Source organism: Kocuria dechangensis (assembly GCF_014636775.1).
Lineage (GTDB): Bacteria > Actinomycetota > Actinomycetes > Actinomycetales > Micrococcaceae > Kocuria > Kocuria dechangensis.
In genome coordinates, this window is the sequence record NZ_BMEQ01000013.1 from 58,750 (window position 1) to 77,299 (window position 18,550).

Annotated in this window: 10 protein-coding genes and 2 tRNA genes; 7 read left to right on the plus strand and 5 right to left on the minus strand. The window is 74.2% G+C overall.

Annotated features, from left to right (window positions below; all coding sequences use genetic code 11):
* Positions 1-114 precede the first annotated feature (114 nt).
* On the plus strand, positions 115-1,932 hold the full coding sequence (locus tag IEW07_RS12445) for an AMP-binding protein (RefSeq protein ID WP_188537704.1): 1,818 nt from the start codon (positions 115-117) through the stop codon (positions 1,930-1,932).
* A 660-nt stretch (positions 1,933-2,592) separates the two neighbouring features.
* The gene (locus IEW07_RS12450; RefSeq protein ID WP_188537706.1) at positions 2,593-4,779 is read left to right on the plus strand and encodes a RecQ family ATP-dependent DNA helicase; all 2,187 of its coding nucleotides are present in this window, start codon (positions 2,593-2,595) and stop codon (positions 4,777-4,779) included.
* A gap of 135 nt (positions 4,780-4,914) precedes the next feature.
* Here IEW07_RS12450 and IEW07_RS12455 read toward each other — a convergent pair whose 3' ends face one another.
* A complete protein-coding gene (locus IEW07_RS12455; RefSeq protein ID WP_188537708.1) occupies positions 4,915-6,375 on the minus strand; it encodes a lipopolysaccharide biosynthesis protein in 1,461 nt (486 codons plus the stop codon).
* A gap of 177 nt (positions 6,376-6,552) precedes the next feature.
* Here IEW07_RS12455 and IEW07_RS12460 point away from each other — a divergent pair, with 177 nt between their 5' ends.
* The 4 genes from IEW07_RS12460 to IEW07_RS12475 all read left to right on the plus strand — a co-directional run bounded on the left by IEW07_RS12460 (position 6,553) and on the right by IEW07_RS12475 (position 8,844).
* Positions 6,553-7,674, plus strand: coding sequence for a glycosyltransferase (locus IEW07_RS12460; protein WP_229741822.1), 1,122 nt, complete (start codon positions 6,553-6,555; stop codon positions 7,672-7,674).
* 43 nt (positions 7,675-7,717) lie between these two features.
* A tRNA-Ser gene (locus IEW07_RS12465) sits at positions 7,718-7,806 on the plus strand.
* A gap of 164 nt (positions 7,807-7,970) precedes the next feature.
* On the plus strand, positions 7,971-8,402 hold the full coding sequence (locus tag IEW07_RS12470) for a spore germination protein GerW family protein (protein ID WP_188537712.1): 432 nt from the start codon (positions 7,971-7,973) through the stop codon (positions 8,400-8,402).
* Positions 8,403-8,421: 19 nt separating this feature from the next.
* Positions 8,422-8,844 carry a phage holin family protein gene (locus tag IEW07_RS12475; protein ID WP_188537714.1) on the plus strand — a complete coding sequence of 141 codons (423 nt, stop codon included), beginning with the start codon at positions 8,422-8,424 and terminating at the stop codon, positions 8,842-8,844.
* 4 nt (positions 8,845-8,848) lie between these two features.
* Here IEW07_RS12475 and IEW07_RS12480 read toward each other — a convergent pair whose 3' ends face one another.
* Positions 8,849-10,966 carry a prolyl oligopeptidase family serine peptidase gene (locus IEW07_RS12480; protein WP_188537716.1) on the minus strand — a complete coding sequence of 706 codons (2,118 nt, stop codon included), beginning with the start codon at positions 10,964-10,966 and terminating at the stop codon, positions 8,849-8,851.
* Positions 10,967-11,065: 99 nt separating this feature from the next.
* Between IEW07_RS12480 and IEW07_RS12485 the strand changes: the two genes are divergently transcribed.
* Positions 11,066-13,030, plus strand: a complete 1,965-nt coding sequence (locus IEW07_RS12485) for an FAD/NAD(P)-binding protein (protein WP_188537718.1) — start codon at positions 11,066-11,068, stop codon at positions 13,028-13,030.
* A gap of 239 nt (positions 13,031-13,269) precedes the next feature.
* Here IEW07_RS12485 and IEW07_RS12490 read toward each other — a convergent pair whose 3' ends face one another.
* The 3 genes from IEW07_RS12490 to IEW07_RS12500 all read right to left on the minus strand — a co-directional run bounded on the left by IEW07_RS12490 (position 13,270) and on the right by IEW07_RS12500 (position 18,501).
* Entirely contained in the window at positions 13,270-15,987 is a 2,718-nt protein-coding gene (locus IEW07_RS12490; protein WP_229741823.1) for an ExeM/NucH family extracellular endonuclease, read from the minus strand.
* A gap of 76 nt (positions 15,988-16,063) precedes the next feature.
* Positions 16,064-18,232 carry a bifunctional metallophosphatase/5'-nucleotidase gene (locus IEW07_RS12495; RefSeq protein WP_188537720.1) on the minus strand — a complete coding sequence of 723 codons (2,169 nt, stop codon included), beginning with the start codon at positions 18,230-18,232 and terminating at the stop codon, positions 16,064-16,066.
* Positions 18,233-18,413: 181 nt separating this feature from the next.
* A tRNA-Ser gene (locus IEW07_RS12500) sits at positions 18,414-18,501 on the minus strand.
* Positions 18,502-18,550 lie beyond the last annotated feature (49 nt).

The following is an 18,550-nucleotide window of genomic DNA, read 5'->3' on the forward strand; positions in this document are numbered from 1 at the left end:
CATCCTCTCAGGTCCACCCGGCCGGCCAGCCCGGGGGGAGTTCCCCGGGGCCCCACTAGACTGCTCGGACGGCCGTCCGCGCCCGCCCGGCCGGGAACGAGAAGAGGATTCCGCATGGTCGAACCGGTCCCCCAGAACGCCCCGTCCGGCGCCCCCGGCGCTCCCGAGCAGGACGTGTCCCGGCAGTACGAGGCGGTCCGGGACCGGCTCCTGGAGCTGCGCGAGGACTACGACCAGGCGCGCGAGGAGTTCCGCTGGCCCCGGATGGAGCGGTTCAACTACGCCCTGGACTGGTTCGACCACGTGGCCCGCGACCCGCGGCGCGGCGCCCGGGACGCGCTGTGGATCGTGGGCCAGGACGGCACCGAGCTGCGCCGCACGTTCCGGGAGCTCTCCGTCTCCTCCGCCCGCACCGCCAACTGGCTGCGCGCCCTGGGCGTGCGCCGCGGGCACCGGATCCTGCTGATGCTCGGCAACCAGCTCGAGCTGTGGGAGACCCAGCTCGCGGGCATGAAACTCGGGGCGCCGCTGATCCCCACCGCCGTGATGATGCCCCCGGCGGACCTGCTGGACCGGGTCCGGCGGGGCAGGGTCTCCTGGGTGGTCACGGACGCCGCCAACGCGCCGAAGTTCGCGTCCGTGGACGGCGACTACGGGCTGGTCGTCGTGGGCTCCCCGGACGAGGTCGCCGCCGTGCAGGAGCAGCTGCCGGGCCGCGCCGTGCACCACTACGAGGAGGCCGCGGCGGCCCCCGAGCAGTTCGTCCCGGACGCGCCCACGAGCTCCCACGACCCGCTGCTGCTGTACTTCACCTCGGGCACCACCTCCCAGGCCAAGCTCGTCGAGCACACCCACTACTCGTACTCCTTCGGGCACCTCTCCACGGTGTACTGGATCGGGCTGCGCCCCGGCGACGTCCACCTCAACATCGCCTCCCCGGGCTGGGGCAAGCACTCGTGGTCGAACTTCTTCGCCCCGTGGATCGCCGAGGCGACCGTCTTCATCTACAACCAGGACCGGTTCGACGCCCCGGGTCTCATGGAGCAGATGAGCCGTGCCGGGGTCACGAGCTTCTGCGCCCCGCCCACCGTGTGGCGGATGCTCATCCAGGCGGACCTGCACCGCGTGCAGAACCCGCCCCTCTCCGTGGTCTCCGCCGGGGAGCCCCTCAACCCGGAGGTCATCCGGCGCGTGCAGGACGCCTGGGGCGTGACGATCCGCGACGGCTACGGCCAGACCGAGACCACCCTGCAGATCGCCAACACCCCCGGGCAGCCGGTCGTGCCCGGCGCCATGGGCCGGCCGCTGCCGGGCTTCGTCGTCGAGCTCCTCGACACGCGCACGGGCGAGCCCGCCCAGGAGGGGGAGATCTGCCTGCGGGTGGACGACGACCCGCCCGGGATCATGGCGGGCTACATCGACGAGCCCGAGCGGACCGCGGAGGTGGTCAAGGACGGCTGGTACCACACCCGGGACATCGCCTCCCGGGACGAGCACGGCGTCTACACCTACGTGGGCCGCACCGACGACGTCTTCAAGGCGTCCGACTACCGGATCTCCCCGTTCGAGCTGGAGTCGGTGCTCATCGAGCACCCCGCCGTGGCGGAGGCCGCCGTCGTCCCCGCCCCGGACCCCGTCCGGCACGCCGTGCCCAAGGCCTACCTGGTGCTCGCGGCGGGCGCCGAGCCCACCCGGGAGCTCGCCGGCGAGATCCTGCGCTTCGCCCGCGAGAACCTCGCCCCGTACAAGCGGGTGCGCAAGGTCGAGTTCACGGACCTGCCCAAGACGATCTCCGGGAAGATCCGGCGGGTGGCGCTGCGCGAGCGGGAGGAGGCCGCGGACCGCTCCCGTCCGGCGGATCCCGGGGCGCTCGCCGCCGGTGGGCTCGGGGTGGAGTACACGGAGGCGGACTTCCCCGGTCTGCGCGACTGAGCGGCAGCCCCTACCAGAGTCCCGACCCGGACCGACGGCGGCGCCCCGCTCTCCGTGCCGGGGCGCCGCCGTTTTCCCTACCGGCACGAAACCTTGCGTAACGGAGCGGGGTCCCCGTAAGCGCAAGGGGGGACGTTGCCGTGGGGGGATGTCCCCACTTCGTGCCACGGTTCGAGGCCCTTATCTACCGAGCAGTAAGTGCCAGGCCCCGCGAAACCATGGTTTGACAAGCGCAAACACATGATTTTTCAACGGTGTCCACCATTCTGGAACCCCTGGTGACCCCAGTGACAGGCTCCGGAAACGGTGCCACTATTGAGGCAATTGGTTCACCCGATGGGGACGAGCCAACCGATCCGCCGGGGGGCGGATCGACCGCGGTTCATCGGGGGATGGGCCGCTTGCACCACAGGCGTCGGGGGGCGCCGGTGCAGCTCGGTTCATCGGGGGGTGGACCGACATGGGAGCACCGCTGGGGGGCGGTACTCCCGAAGGCGAGTCTCTGCTCGCCACCGGCCGAGAGGCCGGCCGATGCGCCCGTTGCGGGGGTCATCCGGAAACGGATGAGGCAGCGGGCGCATCGTTCTGTCCGAGCCCTCCCGCACTGCACCGGCCGGCCCGCCGGCGTCCGGCGTCGGTGGGGATTGGCAGACTGGGACCATGACGACACCCGCTCCGCAGTCCACCGCCCCGGACCTCGCCCCCGGCCGCGCCGCCCTCCACGAGGACGCGCTCGGGCTGCTCCGGGCCCTCACCGGCCGGGAGGACGCCGCGTTCCACCCGGGCCAGTTCGAGGCGATCGAGTCCCTCGTGGGCCAGGGCCGGCGGGCTCTCGTGGTGCAGCGGACGGGATGGGGGAAGTCCGCCGTCTACTTCCTCTCCGCCCTCCTGCTGCGCGCCCGGGGCCTCGGCCCCACCCTCATCGTCTCCCCGCTCCTGGCGCTCATGCGGGACCAGGTCGCCGCGGCCGAGCGCGCCGGCGTCCGCGCCGCCGCCATCAACTCCGCCAACGCCACCGAGTGGGGCCGGATCGCGGCCCAGCTCCAGGCCGACGAGCTCGACGTGCTGCTCGTCTCCCCGGAGCGGCTCAACAACCCGGTGTTCCGCGAGCAGCAGCTCCCGCAGCTCGTGGCCCGGATGGGGCTGCTCGTGGTGGACGAGGCCCACTGCATCTCCGACTGGGGCCACGACTTCCGTCCGGACTACCGGCGGATCCGTGACCTCATCGCCCGTCTTCCCGAGCAGGTGCCCGTCCTGGCCACCACGGCCACCGCGAACGAGCGCGTGGTCGCCGACATCGAGGAGCAGCTGGACGTGCGCCCCGGCGGCGCCGGCACCGGTGAGGTGTTCACCCTGCGCGGCCCGCTCTCGCGCGCGTCCCTGCGGCTGGGCGTGCTGCGGCTGCCGTCGGCCACGGCCCGTCTCGCCTGGCTTCTCGAGCACCTGGAGTCCCTGCCCGGCAGCGGCATCGTCTACGCCCTGACCATCGGCGCCGCCGAGGACACCGCGCAGGCACTGGCCGACGCCGGCATCCCGGTCCGTGCCTACACGGGCCGCACCGACCAGGCGGAGCGCGAGGAGCTGGAGGCCGCGCTCAAGGAGAACCGGGTCAAGGCGCTCGTGGCGACCTCCGCGCTGGGCATGGGCTTCGACAAGCCGGACCTCGGTTTCGTCGTGCACCTGGGCGCGCCCTCCTCGCCCGTGGCCTACTACCAGCAGGTGGGCCGCGCCGGGCGCGCCACCGACAACGCCGACGTGCTGCTCCTGCCCGGGACGGAGGACCGGCAGATCTGGGAGTACTTCGCCACCGCCTCGATGCCCACGGAGCAGAAGGCCTCCGCCGTCCTGGGTGAGCTCGGCGCCGCCGGCGGGCCGCTGTCCGTGGCGGTGCTCGAGTCCCGCGTGGACATCCGCCGCACCCCTCTCGAGCTGCTCCTCAAGGTCCTCGCCGTGGAGGGCGCCGTCGAGCGCGTCCAGGGCGGCTGGCAGTCCACGGGTGTGCCGTGGCACTACGACGCCGAGCGCTACGGCCGGATCAGCGCGGCCCGCGTCGCCGAGCAGAACGCCATGCTCGAGTACGAGCGCACCACCGGGTGCCGCATGCAGTTCCTCGCCCGCCAGCTGGACGACATCACCGCCGAGGCCTGCGGCCGCTGCGACACCTGCGCCGGCGCCTGGTACCCCACCTCCGTGGACGAGGCCGCGAGCGCCTCCGCCGGCGCCGCCCTCACCCGGGTGGGCGCGGTCGTGGAGCCCAGAGCGCAGTGGCCCACCGGGATGCCCCGGCTCGGCGTGGACGCCAAGGGCCGCATCCCCGAGGACGAGCGCTTCGAGGAGGGCCGCGCCCTGGCCCGCCTCACCGACCTGGGGTGGGGCAACCGGCTCCGGGAGATCTTCCGGGCCGGCGAGGACGGGAAGCCGGTCGACCAGCCCGTGGACCCCGCGCTCGGCAACGCCTGCGTGCAGGTGCTCGCCGAGTGGAGCTGGGCGGGGCGCCCGGCCGCGGTGGTGTCCCTGCCGTCCCGCTCGCGCCCGCAGCTCGTGCGCTCCCTGGCGCAGGGCATGGCCTCCGTGGGCCACCTGCCGTACCTGGGGGAGCTCGCGGTGCCCGAGGGCTTCCCCTCCGGCGAGCACGGCGGCAACAGCGCCTACCGGCTCGCGGCCGTGTGGGACAAGTTCGTGGTCCCCGAGCAGGTCGCGGCCGGGCTCGAGCAGCTGGACGGGCGGCCCGTGCTGCTCGTCGACGACCTCGTGGACAGCCGCTGGACGCTCACCGTCGCCGCCCGGGCGCTGCGCCGGGCCGGGTCGGGGCCCGTGCTGCCGTTCGTGCTCGCGGCGCAGGGCTGAGCCCCCGGCGCCGGGAGGTCCAGGGCCGAGCCGTCCAGGGCCGAGCCGTCCAGGGCTGAGCCGTCCAGTGCCGAGCCGTCCCGGGCCGGGCGGTCGCGGACGCCCGGGCAGGGCGGCGCGCGGGACCGGGGTGGTTCAGCCGCGCAGCCGGGCGGTGACCGTGCGCAGCATGGGGCGCAGGTCCCGGGCGTTGAGCGCCGCCCAGGCCGCCAGGAACGCCACCGTCACCCCGAGGGCCGGGAGCACCCGGAAGTCGTCGCCGAGCAGTGCGAGGCCGCCGAGGACCATGGCGTAGCCCAGGACGATGCGCAGCAGGACGCCTCCCCACGGCATCCGGTCGATCCGCCACACGACCAGCAGGGGCAGCAGCGCGCTCACCAGCGAGCCCACAAGGTAGCCGATCGCGGCCGCGGTGATGCCCAGCCGGGGGCCGAGCGCGAACATGGCGGCGACCCCCAGCACCAGGCCCACCCCGTTCGAGACCGCGAGCACCCGGATGCCCCACGGCTCGGTGCCGTTGAGCCGTGCGTTGGCCGCGTTGAAGCTGGTGGCGGACACGGCGAAGAAGAGGATCACCAGCAGCGGCTCCGCGGCCAGGAAGCCCTGGCCGTAGACCACGTGCAGCACCGGCTCGGCCCACAGGACGCCCACGCCGAACACCGGCAGGAACACCGTGACCATCGTCCGCAGGATGAGGTCGACCTGCCGGGTGAGCCCGGCCGTGTCCCCGGCCGCGAACATCCGGGCGACGCTGGGGGAGAGCGCCGTGAGCATGGCCCCCGAGAGCATGCTCGCCGGCGTCGCCAGGGAGACCGCGGCCGAGTACAGGCCCAGCTCCGCGCGCGAGCCCATCCCCTCGCCGAGCACCACGGACAGCTGCATCAGACCGCCCGCCGCCAGGGTGTGCGCGGAGCCCCAGGCCGTGAACACGAGGATCTCCCGGCGCAGCGCCGGGTCCAGCCGGGCCCCGGTGCGCCGCGGCCACGCCGGCAGGGCGTACACGGCGTAGCCGAGGACCATCGGCAGCAGCAGCGCCCAGTGCCAGCCGGCCAGGAGCACGAGCAGCAGCAGGGTGAGGGACAGGAAGGAGCTGATGGTGTCCCACATCGTCGTGGTCACGAACTGGTTGTTGCCGGTCCGCACGCCCCGCACGAAGTTGTAGGCCGAGAGGGAGAGGACGAGCAGGCCGGCGGACACCGCGTGGGGCCAGGACAGGCCGAGGACGAACGCCGCGTAGAGCCCCGCCGACGCCCCCAGGACCGCCATGGCGGCCGAGGCGCTCGCGGCGGTGAAGGCCGCCGTGGCGGCCTGCCCCTCGCGGTCCTGGCGCCCGCGGGCCATGGCGATGAACTTCGCAGCCGCGGTCCCGGAGGCCTGAGGCCACAGCAGCACCAGGAGCATGGCCAGGGAGATGGCCAGGTTGACCTCGGCCAGCACCTCCTTGCCCAGCAGGCGCCCCACCAGGATGCTGTAGCCGAACCGGGACAGGCCCTGGACGAACACGGCGAGCACGGTCAGCGCGAACGCCGAGCCGAGCGGGTTGTCCGTGTTCTCGTGGTTGGGGGCGGGGAAGAGGATCGCGCGCAGCCGGGACATTCAGACCGCCGATCCGGGGGCAGGGATGGTCATCGGCGCGAGTCTACTCGGCGCCCGTGCACCCCCGGGCGAGCGGGGCCGGCGCCGTCGCTAGGCTGGACCCATGACCACGAGCCACCGCACCCTCTCCGCTCTCCACCCCTGCCGCACGACCGGGCGGGGCTGACCGCGGTGCGCGTGCTCGTCGTCACCACCTGGTACCCCTCGGCGGAACGGCCGGAGGAGACGCCCTTCGTGCCCCGGCACGTGCGGGCGATCGCCCGTCACCACGACGTCCGGGTGCTGCACGTGCGCCTGCTCCGCACCGGGCCCGTGCTCGAGGAGCAGCGGGACGGGATCCCCGTGGTGCGCCTGCCCTTCCACCCGCTGCGGCCCGCCACGGTGGCGCGGGCGTACGCCGCGATCGGCCGCCACCTGGCCGGCGCCGACGTCCTGCACACCATGCCGTTCTCCGCCGCGCTGGTCTGCCTGCCCTTCGCCGGGCGCCGCCCCTGGGTGCACACCGAGCACTGGAACGGCGTGCTGACGCCCGAGCAGAACGGGGCCCTCTGGCAGCGCTTCGCGTGGCTGCGCCGGATCCTCCGCGTCCCCGACCGCGTCACCGGGGTGAGCTCGATGATGTGCGACGTGCTGCGCCGCTTCGCCCCGCCGGCGAAGGTCGAGCGGATCGGCAACGTCGTGGACCACGCCCCCGGCGTCGTGCCGCCGCCGCGCGGGGACACCCTGCAGATCGTGGCCGTCGGGGCACTGCGCGCCCTCAAGGACCCGCTGCTGGCCGTCGACACCGTGGCCTGGCTGGCGGAGGCCGGTCACGACGTCCGCCTGACCTGGTGCGGCACCGGCGAGCTCGCCGAGGACGTGCGGCGCCGCGCGCAGGAGCGGGGCGTGGCCGACCGGGTCGTGCTCACCGGCACCCTCGGCGCCGAGGGGGTCCAGGAGCTGCTCGCGGCCTCCGACGTGTTCCTGCTGCCGAGCCGCTCCGAGACCTTCTGCGTGGCCGCGGCCGAGGCGCTCGCCGCGGGCCGGCCGGTCGTCATGGGGGCCGTGGGCGGGCAGCGGGACTTCGTGCACCCGGCCAACGGGCGGCTGGTGGAGGAGCGCACCCCCGCCGCGTTCGGCCGGGCGGTGCTCGACGTCGTCGGCGGCCCCGGCATGCAGGATCCCGAGGAGATGGCGGCCGCGATCCGCTCCCGGTACGGCGCCGAGGAGGTGGCGGAGGAGTTCGACCGGCTCTACCGGTCGGTCGTCTCCGGGCGGCGCGGCGCGCCTGCTTTGACCCGCCGCCCGTCCTCCCGTTAAGCTGGCCTGTGTTGTCCGCACCCGACCGGTGCCGGGCGACGGAGGAGACGTGCCAGAGCGGCCGAATGGACTTCACTGCTAATGAAGGGTCGGGGTTAAACTCGACCGGGGGTTCAAATCCCCCCGTCTCCGCGTGAGCGGTGTCCCAGGACATCGGCAGCACCCCGGACCCACAGGTCCGGGGTGCTTTTTCGTGCCCCGGGCCCTGCGTCATGTGCGCCCGGACCCGTGACCCCGGCCCCGGCGGCTTCCTAGACTGGCGGTGTCGCGCTCCGACCGCACCCAGGGGGAACAGCATGGCCGACCACGACCGTCCCGAGACCACGCCCGCCGACCCCGGTGCCCCCGGCGGCCCGAGCAGGACCACCGACTGGCGCGCGGGGCTCCCCGACCGCTCCGTCCTCGAGCAGGCCATCGACGCGGTGACCGTGCGCCGGGTCTTCGGGGAGGCCTACTCCGTCAACGGCACCACCGTCATCCCCGTGGCCCGCGTCCGCGGTGGGGGAGCCGGCGGCGGGGGAGGCGGGGAGGACAAGGGCAGCTCGGGCAGCGGCTCCGGCCTGGGCTACGGCGTCCGCGCCGAGCCCGCCGGGGTCTACGTCGTGACGGGGGACCGCGCCGTCTGGCAGCCCGCCGTCGACGCGGAGCGGATCGCCCTCACCCTGGGCCTCGCGGTCGTCGCCGCGGCCGCCGCCGTGGGGTGGGCCGCCGTCGCCCGCCGGTCCTGAGGCCGGGCGGGCCGGCGCCGTGTCCTTCCTGCTCCGGGTCCTCGTCAACGCCGTCGCCCTCTGGGTCGCCGCCTGGCTGCTGCCGGGGATGCAGATCACCGCTGACCCGTCGGTGGTCTCCGCCGTGGGGAGCGGGACGGCGGCCGACGTCGTCGCCTACCTCTTCCTGGGCCTGGTCTTCGGCGCGGTCAACGCGGTCGTCCGGCCGGTGCTGGCCCTGCTGTCCCTGCCGATCACGTGCCTGACGCTGGGGCTCTTCGCGATCGTCGTGAACGCGGCCATGCTGTGGCTGACCTCCTGGCTGAGCTCCTTCACCCCGATCCGGCTGGAGATCGACTCGTTCTTCTGGACCGCGGTCCTGGCGACCCTCGTCATCGGCGTCGTCTCGCTCCTGATCGGGTGGGTCGTGCCCGACCGGGGGGAACGCCGGGACCGGCGCTGACCGCTCAGCCCCGGTGCAGCATCCGCCAGAGGAACTCGTGGGAGAGCGCGTGCAGCCGGGCGGCCTGCCTGTTGTCCCCGGCGCCCGCGTGCCCGCCCTCCGTGGCCTCGTAGAACCACACGTCCTCGTGGCCCATGTCGAGCATCCGGGCCGCCGCCTTGCGGGCCTGGACGGGCCCCACGCGGTCGTCGCTCGTGGCCGTCCAGAACAGCACCGGCGGGTAGTCCTGCTCCTCGCGCAGCAGGTGGTACGGGGAGAACGTGCGGATGAACTCCCACTGCTCGGGGTCGTCCGGGTCGCCGTACTCCGCGACCCAGGAGAAGCCCGCGGAGAGCTTGGTGTAGCGGCGCATGTCCAGCAGCGGCACCCCGCACGAGACCGCCCCGAACAGCTCCGGGTACCGGGTGAGCATGTTGCCCACGAGCAGCCCGCCGTTGGACCCCCCGGAGCACGCCAGCGTCTCGCGTGAGCACACGCCGCGGGCGTGCAGGTCCGCGGCGACGGCCGCGAAGTCCTCGTACGCGCGGTGCCGGTGCTGCTTGAGCGCCGCCTGGTGCCAGGCGGGCCCGTACTCCCCGCCGCCGCGGATGTTGGCCAGGACGTAGATCCCGCTCCGGCCGGCGTCGTCGGTGCGGGTGAGCCAGGAGCGGCCGAGCGCCCCGGAGTAGGCGGGCGTGCGGGAGACCTCGAAGCCGCCGTAGCCGGAGAGCAGGGTGGGGTTGCGGCCGTCGAGCACCGGCTCGGCGGGGCCGATCTGGAAGTAGGGGACACGGGTGCCGTCCGCCGAGACCGCGAAGTGCTGCTCGACCGAGAGCCCGGACGCGTCGAAGAACTCCGGCGCGGTCTTGGCGACCTGCGGCGGGGACCCCGGGTGCTCACCGACCGGCAGCGTGCCCCGGGACACGGTGGTCGGGGTGAGGAAGCCGGTGGACACGAGCCAGAGGTCGTTGCCGGCCTCGGGGTCCTCGTCGTCGACGGCGTAGGCGTCCACGCTGTGCAGCGCCGGCGCCCCGGGCAGCTCGGTCACGGTCCACGGGCCGGGCTCGGCGACACGGACCACCGAGGAGACGTCCTGCAGGAGGTTGAGCACCAGCCGGTCGGCCGTCCAGGACCAGGACTGCAGGGAGGTGCGGGCGTCCGGCACGAACACGGGCGTCACGGAGCGGTCCCCGGCCAGGAACGCCTCCAGGTCCGCCACGAGCAGGGACCCTCCGGGGTGGGCCGTGCCGTCGAGCTCGAGCTCCTCCTGGGGGCGCAGCAGCAGCCACTGCCGGTGCAGGTCCACGGTCACCGAGTCCGGGACGTCGACGTGCACGAGCCCGCCGTCGCGCACCAGGTAGGTGCGGGAGGAGAAGAAGTCCACCACGTCCACGGCCACGTCCCGCACCCACCCCGGGGTGTGGTCCCGCACGAGGACGGCCTGGATGTGGTCCTCGGTCACCTCGAAGCGCTGCTCGGCCGCAGTGAGCTCCTGCCCGCGGCGCAGCACGCGCACGGTGCGGGGGTACGAAGACGTCGTCATCGAGCCGGGGCCGAAGTCGGTGCCCACGTGCAGCGTGTCCGCGTCCACCCAGGTGACCGAGGACTTGGCCGTGGGGACGTCGAAGCCGCCGGGCACGAAGCGCTTCTCCACCAGGTCGAACTCCCGCACCCGCTTGGCGTCGCCGCCGTCGGGGGAGAGGTTGAACAGCGCCCGGCGGTGCTCCCCGCCGGTGTACTGCGGGCGCAGCAGGCGCGCGCCGCCCCAGACCCACTCGACGCCCTCCTCGGCGGCCAGCGCGTCGACGTCGAGCAGGACCTCCCACTGCGTGTCCTCGCCCACCCAGGACTCCCACGTGGTGCGGCGGAAGAGCCCGCGGGGGTGCTCGGCGTCCCTCCAGAAGTTGTAGTAGTGCGGTCCGTGCTTGGAGACCATGGGGATGCGCTCGGTCGAGTCCATGACCTCGAGGACGTCCGCCTCCAGCGCGCGCAGGGCGGGGGTGTCCAGCATCGCGAGGGTGCGGGCGTTCTGCTGGGCCACCCAGTCCAGCGGAGCGGCCCCGGTGATGTCCTCGAGCCACAGGTGCTCGTCGTGGGGCTCCTCGGCGGTCGGGCGGTCGGCGGTCCGTGCGGTCTCGGTCATGTCCGCCATCGTAGGCGCAGGCCCGTGCGCACGGGCCGAGGCCGTGGCCGAGTCAGAGGCCGAGTCAGTGGCCGATCCCCGGCCGATACGCTGGTCGCCATGAGTGCATCGGGCAGGACAGGAACGGAGCGGCGGGTCACGGTGATCGGCGCGGGCCCCCGCGGTCTGTCGGCGGTGGAGCGGCTGGCGGCGCGGTCGGCGGCGTCGGGCACCCGGGTGCGGATCGACGTCGTCGACCCCTTCCCGCCCGGCCCCGGGCACGTGTGGCGGACCAACCAGTCGCCGCTGTACCTGATGAACACCCCCTCCGAGTTCCCCACAGTGGTCCCCGACGACGGCGTGCTGCCCGTCGACCCCCTCGGGCCGCTGCGCGGCATGAGCTTCGAGCGGTGGCGGCTCGCGGCCGTGGCCTGCGAGATCTCCGTGGACCCCGACGACGCCGCGCAGCTGACGCGCATGACCCCGCAGTCGTATCCCTCCCGGCGCATGTACGGGGTGTACCTCGACTGGGTGTTCCGCACCCTGCGGGACGCGCTGCCCGCGTCGGTGGAGCTGACCGTGCACCGGGCGGAGGCCGTCGGGGTGCACGTGCGCGAGGAGGCGCGGCACCGCTACGACGTGGAGATCAGCGGCGGGCAGAACCTCCCCGCCGACGCCGTGGTGCTCGCCCTGGGCCACCTGGACGCCGACCTGCGCCCCGACCAGAAGGAGCTGGTGGACGGCGCCGCCGAGTTCGGGCTCACATACTGGCCGCCCGCGGTGCCCGCCGACGTGCACTGGGACGAGCTGCCCGCCGGACGGACGGTGCTCGTGCGCGGCCTGGGCCTGAACTTCTGCGACGTCCTCGCCCAGGTCACCGAGGGGCGCGGCGGGATCTTCGTGCCGGAGGGGGAGCGGCTGCGCTACCACCCCTCGGGCCGGGAGCCCAACGTCGTGGCCGGCTCCCGCCGCGGGGTCCCCTACCGCGCCAAGGGCGAGTTCGCGGCCGGGGGCCCGTCCGCCCTCGAGTCCCGCTTCTTCACGCTCGAGAGGGCCCGGGACCTCGCCCCGGCGGACGCCCGGGAGCTGTCCTTCGACGCCGACCTCTGGCCCCTGATCCGCAAGGACGCGCTGTGGAACTACTACACGGTCCTGGCGCGCACGGCCCCCGACGCCTTCGAGAGCGACCCGCGGCAGTTCCTGCGGGACCTGGACGCGGTGCTGGTCTCCGGCGACGACCACCCGGAGGGCCCGTGGTCCTCCCGCGCCGAGCGGCTCATCGCCACGGCGGTGGTCCCCGGGCGCAACCTCAACGCCGTCCGCCTGGCCCGGCCCTTCGAGGGCGTCAGCTTCGACTCCCACGACGCCTACGCCGCCGCGGTGGTCCACCACCTCGACCGGGACGTCCACGGCGCGCTCGCCGGCGAGGACGACCCCCTGCGCATGGCCGTCGCCTCCCTCAACGCCTCCCGCACGGTCCTCAAGGCGGTGCTCGCGGACATCGGCATCGACGACGCCTCGTGGACCGTCGAGCTGCGCCGCCGCTTCGAGCCCTTCGTCGAGGGCGTCGTGTCCGGGCCGCCGCTGCTGCGGATCCAGCAGCTGGCGGCGCTCGCGCGCGCCGGGATCGTCCGGTTCCTCGGCCCGGACCCCCAGTTCCTCGTGGACCAGGAGCTGGGCTGCTTCGTGGGCACCTCGCCGTGGGTGCAGGACGAGCCCGTCCACGCCGACCACCTGGTCGAGGCGATGTCCCCGCCCAACGACGTCCGCCGCAACATCTCGCCCCTGCTGACGGCGATGCACCGCGAGGGCCTCGTGCGGGTCCGCTCCCTCAGCACCGCCGACGGCGTCGCCACCGTCCCCTCGACGGGCCTGGACGTCAGCGGGCCCCCGTACCGGGCGGTGCGGGTCGACGACGACGTCGAGCCCGGCGTCTTCGTGCTCGGCCTGCAGCTGTCGGCCGTGCAGTGGGGCGTGGCGATCGCGGCCGAGGGCGGCGCCCCCGCGGAGCTGGGCGCGCGGACGCTCGCCGACGCCGACCGCGTCGCGGAGGAGGTGCTGCGGCCCGGCGGCTCTGCCGCCTGACCCCGCCCTGCGCCGAGTCCCCTCCCGCCTGTCCTAGCCCGGCGCCGAGTCCCCTCCCGCCTGTCCTAGCCCGGCGCCGAGTCCCCTCCCGCCTGTCCTAGCCCGGCGCCGAGTCCCCACGAACGCGGCAATCCCCCATGCGATGACATGGGGGATTGCCGCAGCGGAGGGGACTCGAGGTGGTGGGGCGCGAGTGCGTGGGGACTCGGTCCGAGGTTGTGGTGGGTCAGCGGGGTCGGTCAGGCGAAGAGGCCCTCCAGCACCTCCTGCGCGCGGGCGCTGCCCTGCTCCCAGGCGCCCCGGCCGGGCTCGCCCTGACCGGGGAGCTCCCCGGAGCCGCCCCTGCCCGGCCGCTGCGGCCCGTCGGTGGGCGCCTCCGAGGGCTCCTCGGTGGGCTCCTCACCGGGTGCCTCGGTCGGCTCCGGCGCCGGCTCCGGCGACGGCTCGGCCGAGCCGAACTGCAGGCCCACGAGCTCCGGGTTGTGGTCGGAGGCCCGGTACGGGTCGGCCGCGTAGAGGTCGACCACGTTGTGGTTGTGCCGGCTGTACTCCAGCCCCACCGACTCGTGGGCGTTGATCTCCCAGATGTCCGAGCCGGTCACCGTCTCCGCGGCGGCGGGCGAGGCGAGGACGTGGTCCAGCGAGCCGACCATGCCGCCGAACGCGTAGGAGTGCTCGCCCTCGGGGGCCAGGTTCACGTAGCCGGCGTCGTGCAGGACCCGCATCGGGTCCTCCTGGTCGTAGGAGTTGAAGTCGCCCGCGAGGAGGACCTTGTCGGTGCCCCGGGAGGTCTTCAGCTCCTCGGCGAACGCCACGAGCGCCTGTGCCTGCGCGGTGCGGTCGGCGTTCCAGCCCCCCGCGCCGTCGCCCGCGTCCGCGTTGGGGCCGGTGGAGGGGGCGGAGCCCTTGGACTTGAAGTGGTTCACGACCACGGTGAAGTCGTCGGCCCCGGTCCCGCCCACGGGGCGGAACGTCTGGGCCAGCGGCTCGCGGGCGTTGTCGAAGTTGACCTCGTCCTGCAGGATCACGGACTCGCCCACGGTCCCGAGCGCGGCCGGCTTGTAGATGAACGCGGTCCGGATGACGTCCTCGGCCTCGGGGGCCGGCCGCTCGGCCGGGGACGGCACGAACGCCCAGAGCTCGGAGCCCGCCGCGGCGTTGAGGGCGTCCACCAGCTCGGACAGCGCCTGGTCCCGGTCCTTGCCGAACTTCGCGGAGTTCTCGATCTCCTCCAGGGAGACGACCTCGGCGTCCAGGGCGTTGACCGCGGCGACGATCTTGGCCTGCTGGCGCTCCAGGTCCTCCTGCTCGGCCGCGCCGCGGGCGTCGCAGCCCCCGCGCACCGAGATCGGGTCGCCGGCGCGGTCCGTGTAGTAGGTGCAGCCGGCCAGCTCGTCGCCCGTGGTGGTGAAGTAGTTCAGGACGTTGAACGTGGCCAGCTGGACGTCGCCGCCGACGGCCTCCGGGGCGGGGGTGCGGGTGTTCTCCACGACGACGGGCACGTCCCCGGCACTGCCGCCGGTGAGGTGGGTCGTGGGCTGGAGGCGCCACTCGTCGAAGGAGTAGGAGAGCACCACCGGCCGGACGAAGTCCACGCCCGCGCCGATCCGCATCGGGGTCGTGGGGGAGAGGTAGGGCAGGGGGACCGAGGCGTTGGCGAAGTTGCCGTAGTTGGTCGTGGCGCCGTCGTCGAGCAGGACGCCCCGGGCCTCGTTGTCGGCGGCCTGCGCGGCCGCCTCGGGCGAGCCCGGCGCGCCCACGGCCGTGGGCTGCACCAGCGGGGCGTCGCCGGCGGCCAGGCCGATCTCGCCGTAGCGGTTGAGGTCGTAGTTGTCGGTGATGACGAACCCGCCCGCGGGGTCGAGCAGCATGCCCTCGAGGTCCTCGCGCTCCGCCTCGTCGGCGGGCCAGCCGACGGCGGCGGGCTTGACGGCCTCGGCGGGCTCGTCGAGGACCCGGAGGCCGTCGGCGCGCACGCTGATCTGGGTCTGGCCGTAGTACTCGGCGACCGTGCCCGTGAGCTCGACGTGCCGGCCCGGCTGCACGGTCCCGGCGGTGTCCGGGGAGTGCACGAACACGCCGTCGGAGGCGTCGTGCGCGGAGCTGTCCAGGTCGCCGCCGGTGCCGGGGGTCTGGATGTGGTAGCCGTTCAGCCCGCCGGTGGCGTACACCGCGGTGACCACGCCGCGGGTGGTCACGGCCTGCCTGTTCACCGGGGACACGTCCCCGGTGCCCTGGACGTCCCGGATGGGGAGCGTGCGCGGCGGGGTGGACGGTCCGGGCGAGGGCTCCTCGACCGGCTCGGGCGCCGGCGTGCTGCCGCCGGTGCCCGCGGAGCTCTGCGGGGTGACGGTGCCGGTGGCCGTGAAGTCGGCGGAGTTGTCGTCCGTGTCCGCGCCGCCGGCGCGGGTCATGGACCTCGGGTCGGTGTTGGCGGACGGGCCGGTGGCCGCGGCGGTCTCGTAGGTGTTGGAGGCGCCGTAGCCGAGCAGGTCCACGACGCCGTCGACGCCCGTGACGGAGCCCGCGGCCGGGGCGAGGCGGTCCGTGCCGTCGGAGAGCAGGATGGTCCCGGAGACGCCGGCGGGGTTGAACGACGTGCTCAGGTCCGCCTCCGGCAGCGCCGCGCCGGTGGAGCCGTTGGACCCGCCCCGCACCAGGAAGTACCCGCCCGGCGGGACGGTCCCGGACAGGGCCACGGCCGAGGCCGCGGTGGTCCCGGACGCCGAGCGGTACTGCAGGGTCCAGCCGGTGAGGTCCACGGGCTGGTCGGTCGGGTTGTAGAGCTCCACGAACTTGTGGGTGTACACGGCCCCGCCGGAGCCGCCGTTGGTGTAGGCCTCGTTGATCACCACGTTCGCGCCGTCCGGGGCGGCGTGGACGGGGACCGTCAGGGGCGCGGCCAGCAGGAGCGCGGCGGTCGCCGCGCTCAGGGGCAGGGAGAGGATCTTCTTCACGGCTGGAGGGTTCCTTCGTTCGGGGGAGGTGAAGGGGGAGGTGAAGGGAGGTGAAGGGGACGGGGGTGTCCGGGGATCAGCCGAAGAGCTGCCCGAGGACGGCGCGGGCGCGGTCGCCGGCGTGCTCCTGCACTCCCCGTCCGGGGTGCTCGGCGCCGTTGCCCACGCCGGGCTTCTGCGACGGGGCCGGCTCCTCGGTCGGCCCGTCCACCGGGGCGCAGCCCTCGGCCCGGGCCAGCACCTGCTCGGGGACGCGCACCTGCGTGCCGGAGGGCTCGGCGACGAGCCACACCGCGGCGCCCTCGGCCAGGCCGGAGGTGTCCACGGAGACCGTGGCCGCGCCGCCGGCGACGGCCGCGGCGCCGATCTCGGCCCCCTCCGGACCGCCCTCGCGCACGGTGAGGGAGGTGTTGTCCGGGGCGCCCAGGGAGGTCATGTCGAGCGACGAGACCTCGAAGCGCACGGTGCAGGCGTCGGCGGCCGCGCCGGCCAGGGAGACGGAGCGGCGGTCGAACTTCGGGGCGATCGGGGCCTCGGCGGAGCGGGCGGCGAGGTACTCCATCCAGGCGTCGCGGTCGATCCGGCCGGTGTCGGTGACGGCGGTGCCCTCGGTGAAGGCGGTGAAGTTGTCGCCGCCCTCGACGAGGAAGGACACCGAGCCCACCACGTACTGCGCGGCGGGGTCGTACGGCTGCCCGTCGACGGTGATCGAGGTGATCCGGTCGCCGGCCGGACGGGACGCGTCGAAGGTGTAGGACACGTTCTCGGACAGGCCCAGCTGCAGGTAGGGGCGGGAGGCGCCCGCGGGCTGCCACTGCTGCTCGAGCACCTGCTTGAACTGCTCGCCGGTCAGGGTGACGGTGTTGAGGTTGTTGGCGAAGGGCATCACCTGGTTGGCCTCCGCCTCCGTCACCACGCCGTCGCGGTCGCCGTCGATGACCTGGGCCGGGTCGTCCGCCCAGAACAGCTCGGCGCGCAGCCCGCCGGGGTTGATGACGCCGATCCGGACCCCGTTGCTCTCCTGGAGCGCGTCGCGGAGGGACTCGGCGACCAGGTTGCCGAGGCTGGACTCGGCGCCGCGGTCGTCGCGCCTCCGGGCGGCGCCCTCCCCGGAGTAGGCGGTGGTGATGTCCCCGGAGATCTCGCCGACCGGGGTCCTGCCCTGCTCGACCGCCACGGCCTCGGCGTCGGCCACGATCGAGGCGACCTCCGCGACGCGCGGGTGGGCGGCGACGAGCTCGTCCTCGGTGGCGGTGGCGACCTCGTCGACGGGCAGGACGGCGGTGCTGAGGTCGACGTCGTCGGCGGCCTCGTCGTAGTCGAGGGAGATCCGGCCGAGGTTGCCGCCGTAGGAGCCGGCCTGGAGCACGGCGCGGTCGAGGTCGCCGTCGCCGTCGGTGTCGACGCCCTCGTCGTAGACCTGGTGGGTGTGGCCGTTGAGGACCACGTCCACGGTCGCGGAGGTCTCGGTGGCGAGGCGGTCGCTGAGGGCCGTCGCGGCGCTGCCGGCGCCCTCGTGGTAGAGCGCGACCACGACGTCGGCCCCCTCGGCCACGAGCCGCTCCGCCTCCGCGTTGACGGCGGCGACGGGGTCCCCGAAGGTGATGCCCTCGATCCCGCCGGGGGCGACGAGCGTGGCGGTCTGCTGGGTGACGGCGCCGACCACGCCCACGCTCACGCCGTCCACCTCCAGGACGGTGGAGGCCTCGGTGACGAGCTCGCCGTCCGCGCGGGTGGCGTTCGCGGCGAGGTACGGGAAGTCGGCGCGCTCGACGATGCGGCCGGTGAGGTCGTCGACGCCGCGGTCGAACTCGTGGTTGCCCACCGCGGAGGCGTCCAGGTCGAGGGCGTTGAGGACGTCGAGGGTCGGGTTGTCCTCCTGGACGGCCGAGACGTACTCGGAGGCGCCCACGTTGTCCCCGCCGGAGAGCAGGAGCGTCCCGTCGGGGTTCTCGGCGCGCAGCTGCTCGATCGCGCCGGCGAAGAGGACGGGGTCGGAGGCGAGGCGGCCGTGGTAGTCGTTGAAGTACAGGAGGTCGATGTCCCCGGCGGTCCCCGCCGTGGCCTCCCCGGCAGGGTCCTCGGCGGGTGCCGCGGTGGGGGCCGGGGCGGTGGCGCTCGTGGCCGGTGCGGCCGGGGCCGTCGTGCTGTCGGCGTGGGCGCCCGGCAGGACCAGGACGGACGAGGTGGCGACGCCGGCGGCCAGCGCGGCGAGAAGGGCGGGGCTGTGCTTCTTGGGGACCATGGCGGGCTCTCCGAGGGGTGAGGGAGGGAGATCGGTGTCCCCATTTGAGCACGCAGACGTGAACGGCGGAACACGCCCCGACGACATTTCTTTCCGGCCGGTAACAAGAGCTCGACCCCCGGGTGACGTGCCCGGATGCGAGGAGGCTCCCACCGGTCGGACCGGTGGGAGCCTCGGGTCGCGGAAGGTAAGGGATTTGAACCCTTGGTGCGGGGTCACCGCACACCGGTTTTCAAGACCGGCTCCTTAGGCCGCTCGGACAACCTTCCCCGCGCCCCGCCCGGCCCGTCGGGTCCCGCGGAGCGCGTCGCCCATTGT

Bases quoted from the DNA above. Each gene is read 5' to 3' on its own strand.
- IEW07_RS12445 (WP_188537704.1), top strand. From the start codon at position 115: ATGGTCGAACCGGTCCCCCAGAACGCCCCGTCCGGCGCCCCCGGCGCT.
- IEW07_RS12450 (WP_188537706.1), top strand. From the start codon at position 2,593: ATGACGACACCCGCTCCGCAGTCCACCGCCCCGGACCTCGCCCCCGGC.
- IEW07_RS12455 (WP_188537708.1), bottom strand. From the start codon at position 6,375: ATGTCCCGGCTGCGCGCGATCCTCTTCCCCGCCCCCAACCACGAGAAC.
- IEW07_RS12470 (WP_188537712.1), top strand. From the start codon at position 7,971: ATGGCCGACCACGACCGTCCCGAGACCACGCCCGCCGACCCCGGTGCC.
- IEW07_RS12480 (WP_188537716.1), bottom strand. From the start codon at position 10,966: ATGACCGAGACCGCACGGACCGCCGACCGCCCGACCGCCGAGGAGCCC.
- IEW07_RS12485 (WP_188537718.1), top strand. From the start codon at position 11,066: ATGAGTGCATCGGGCAGGACAGGAACGGAGCGGCGGGTCACGGTGATC.
- IEW07_RS12495 (WP_188537720.1), bottom strand. From the start codon at position 18,232: ATGGTCCCCAAGAAGCACAGCCCCGCCCTTCTCGCCGCGCTGGCCGCC.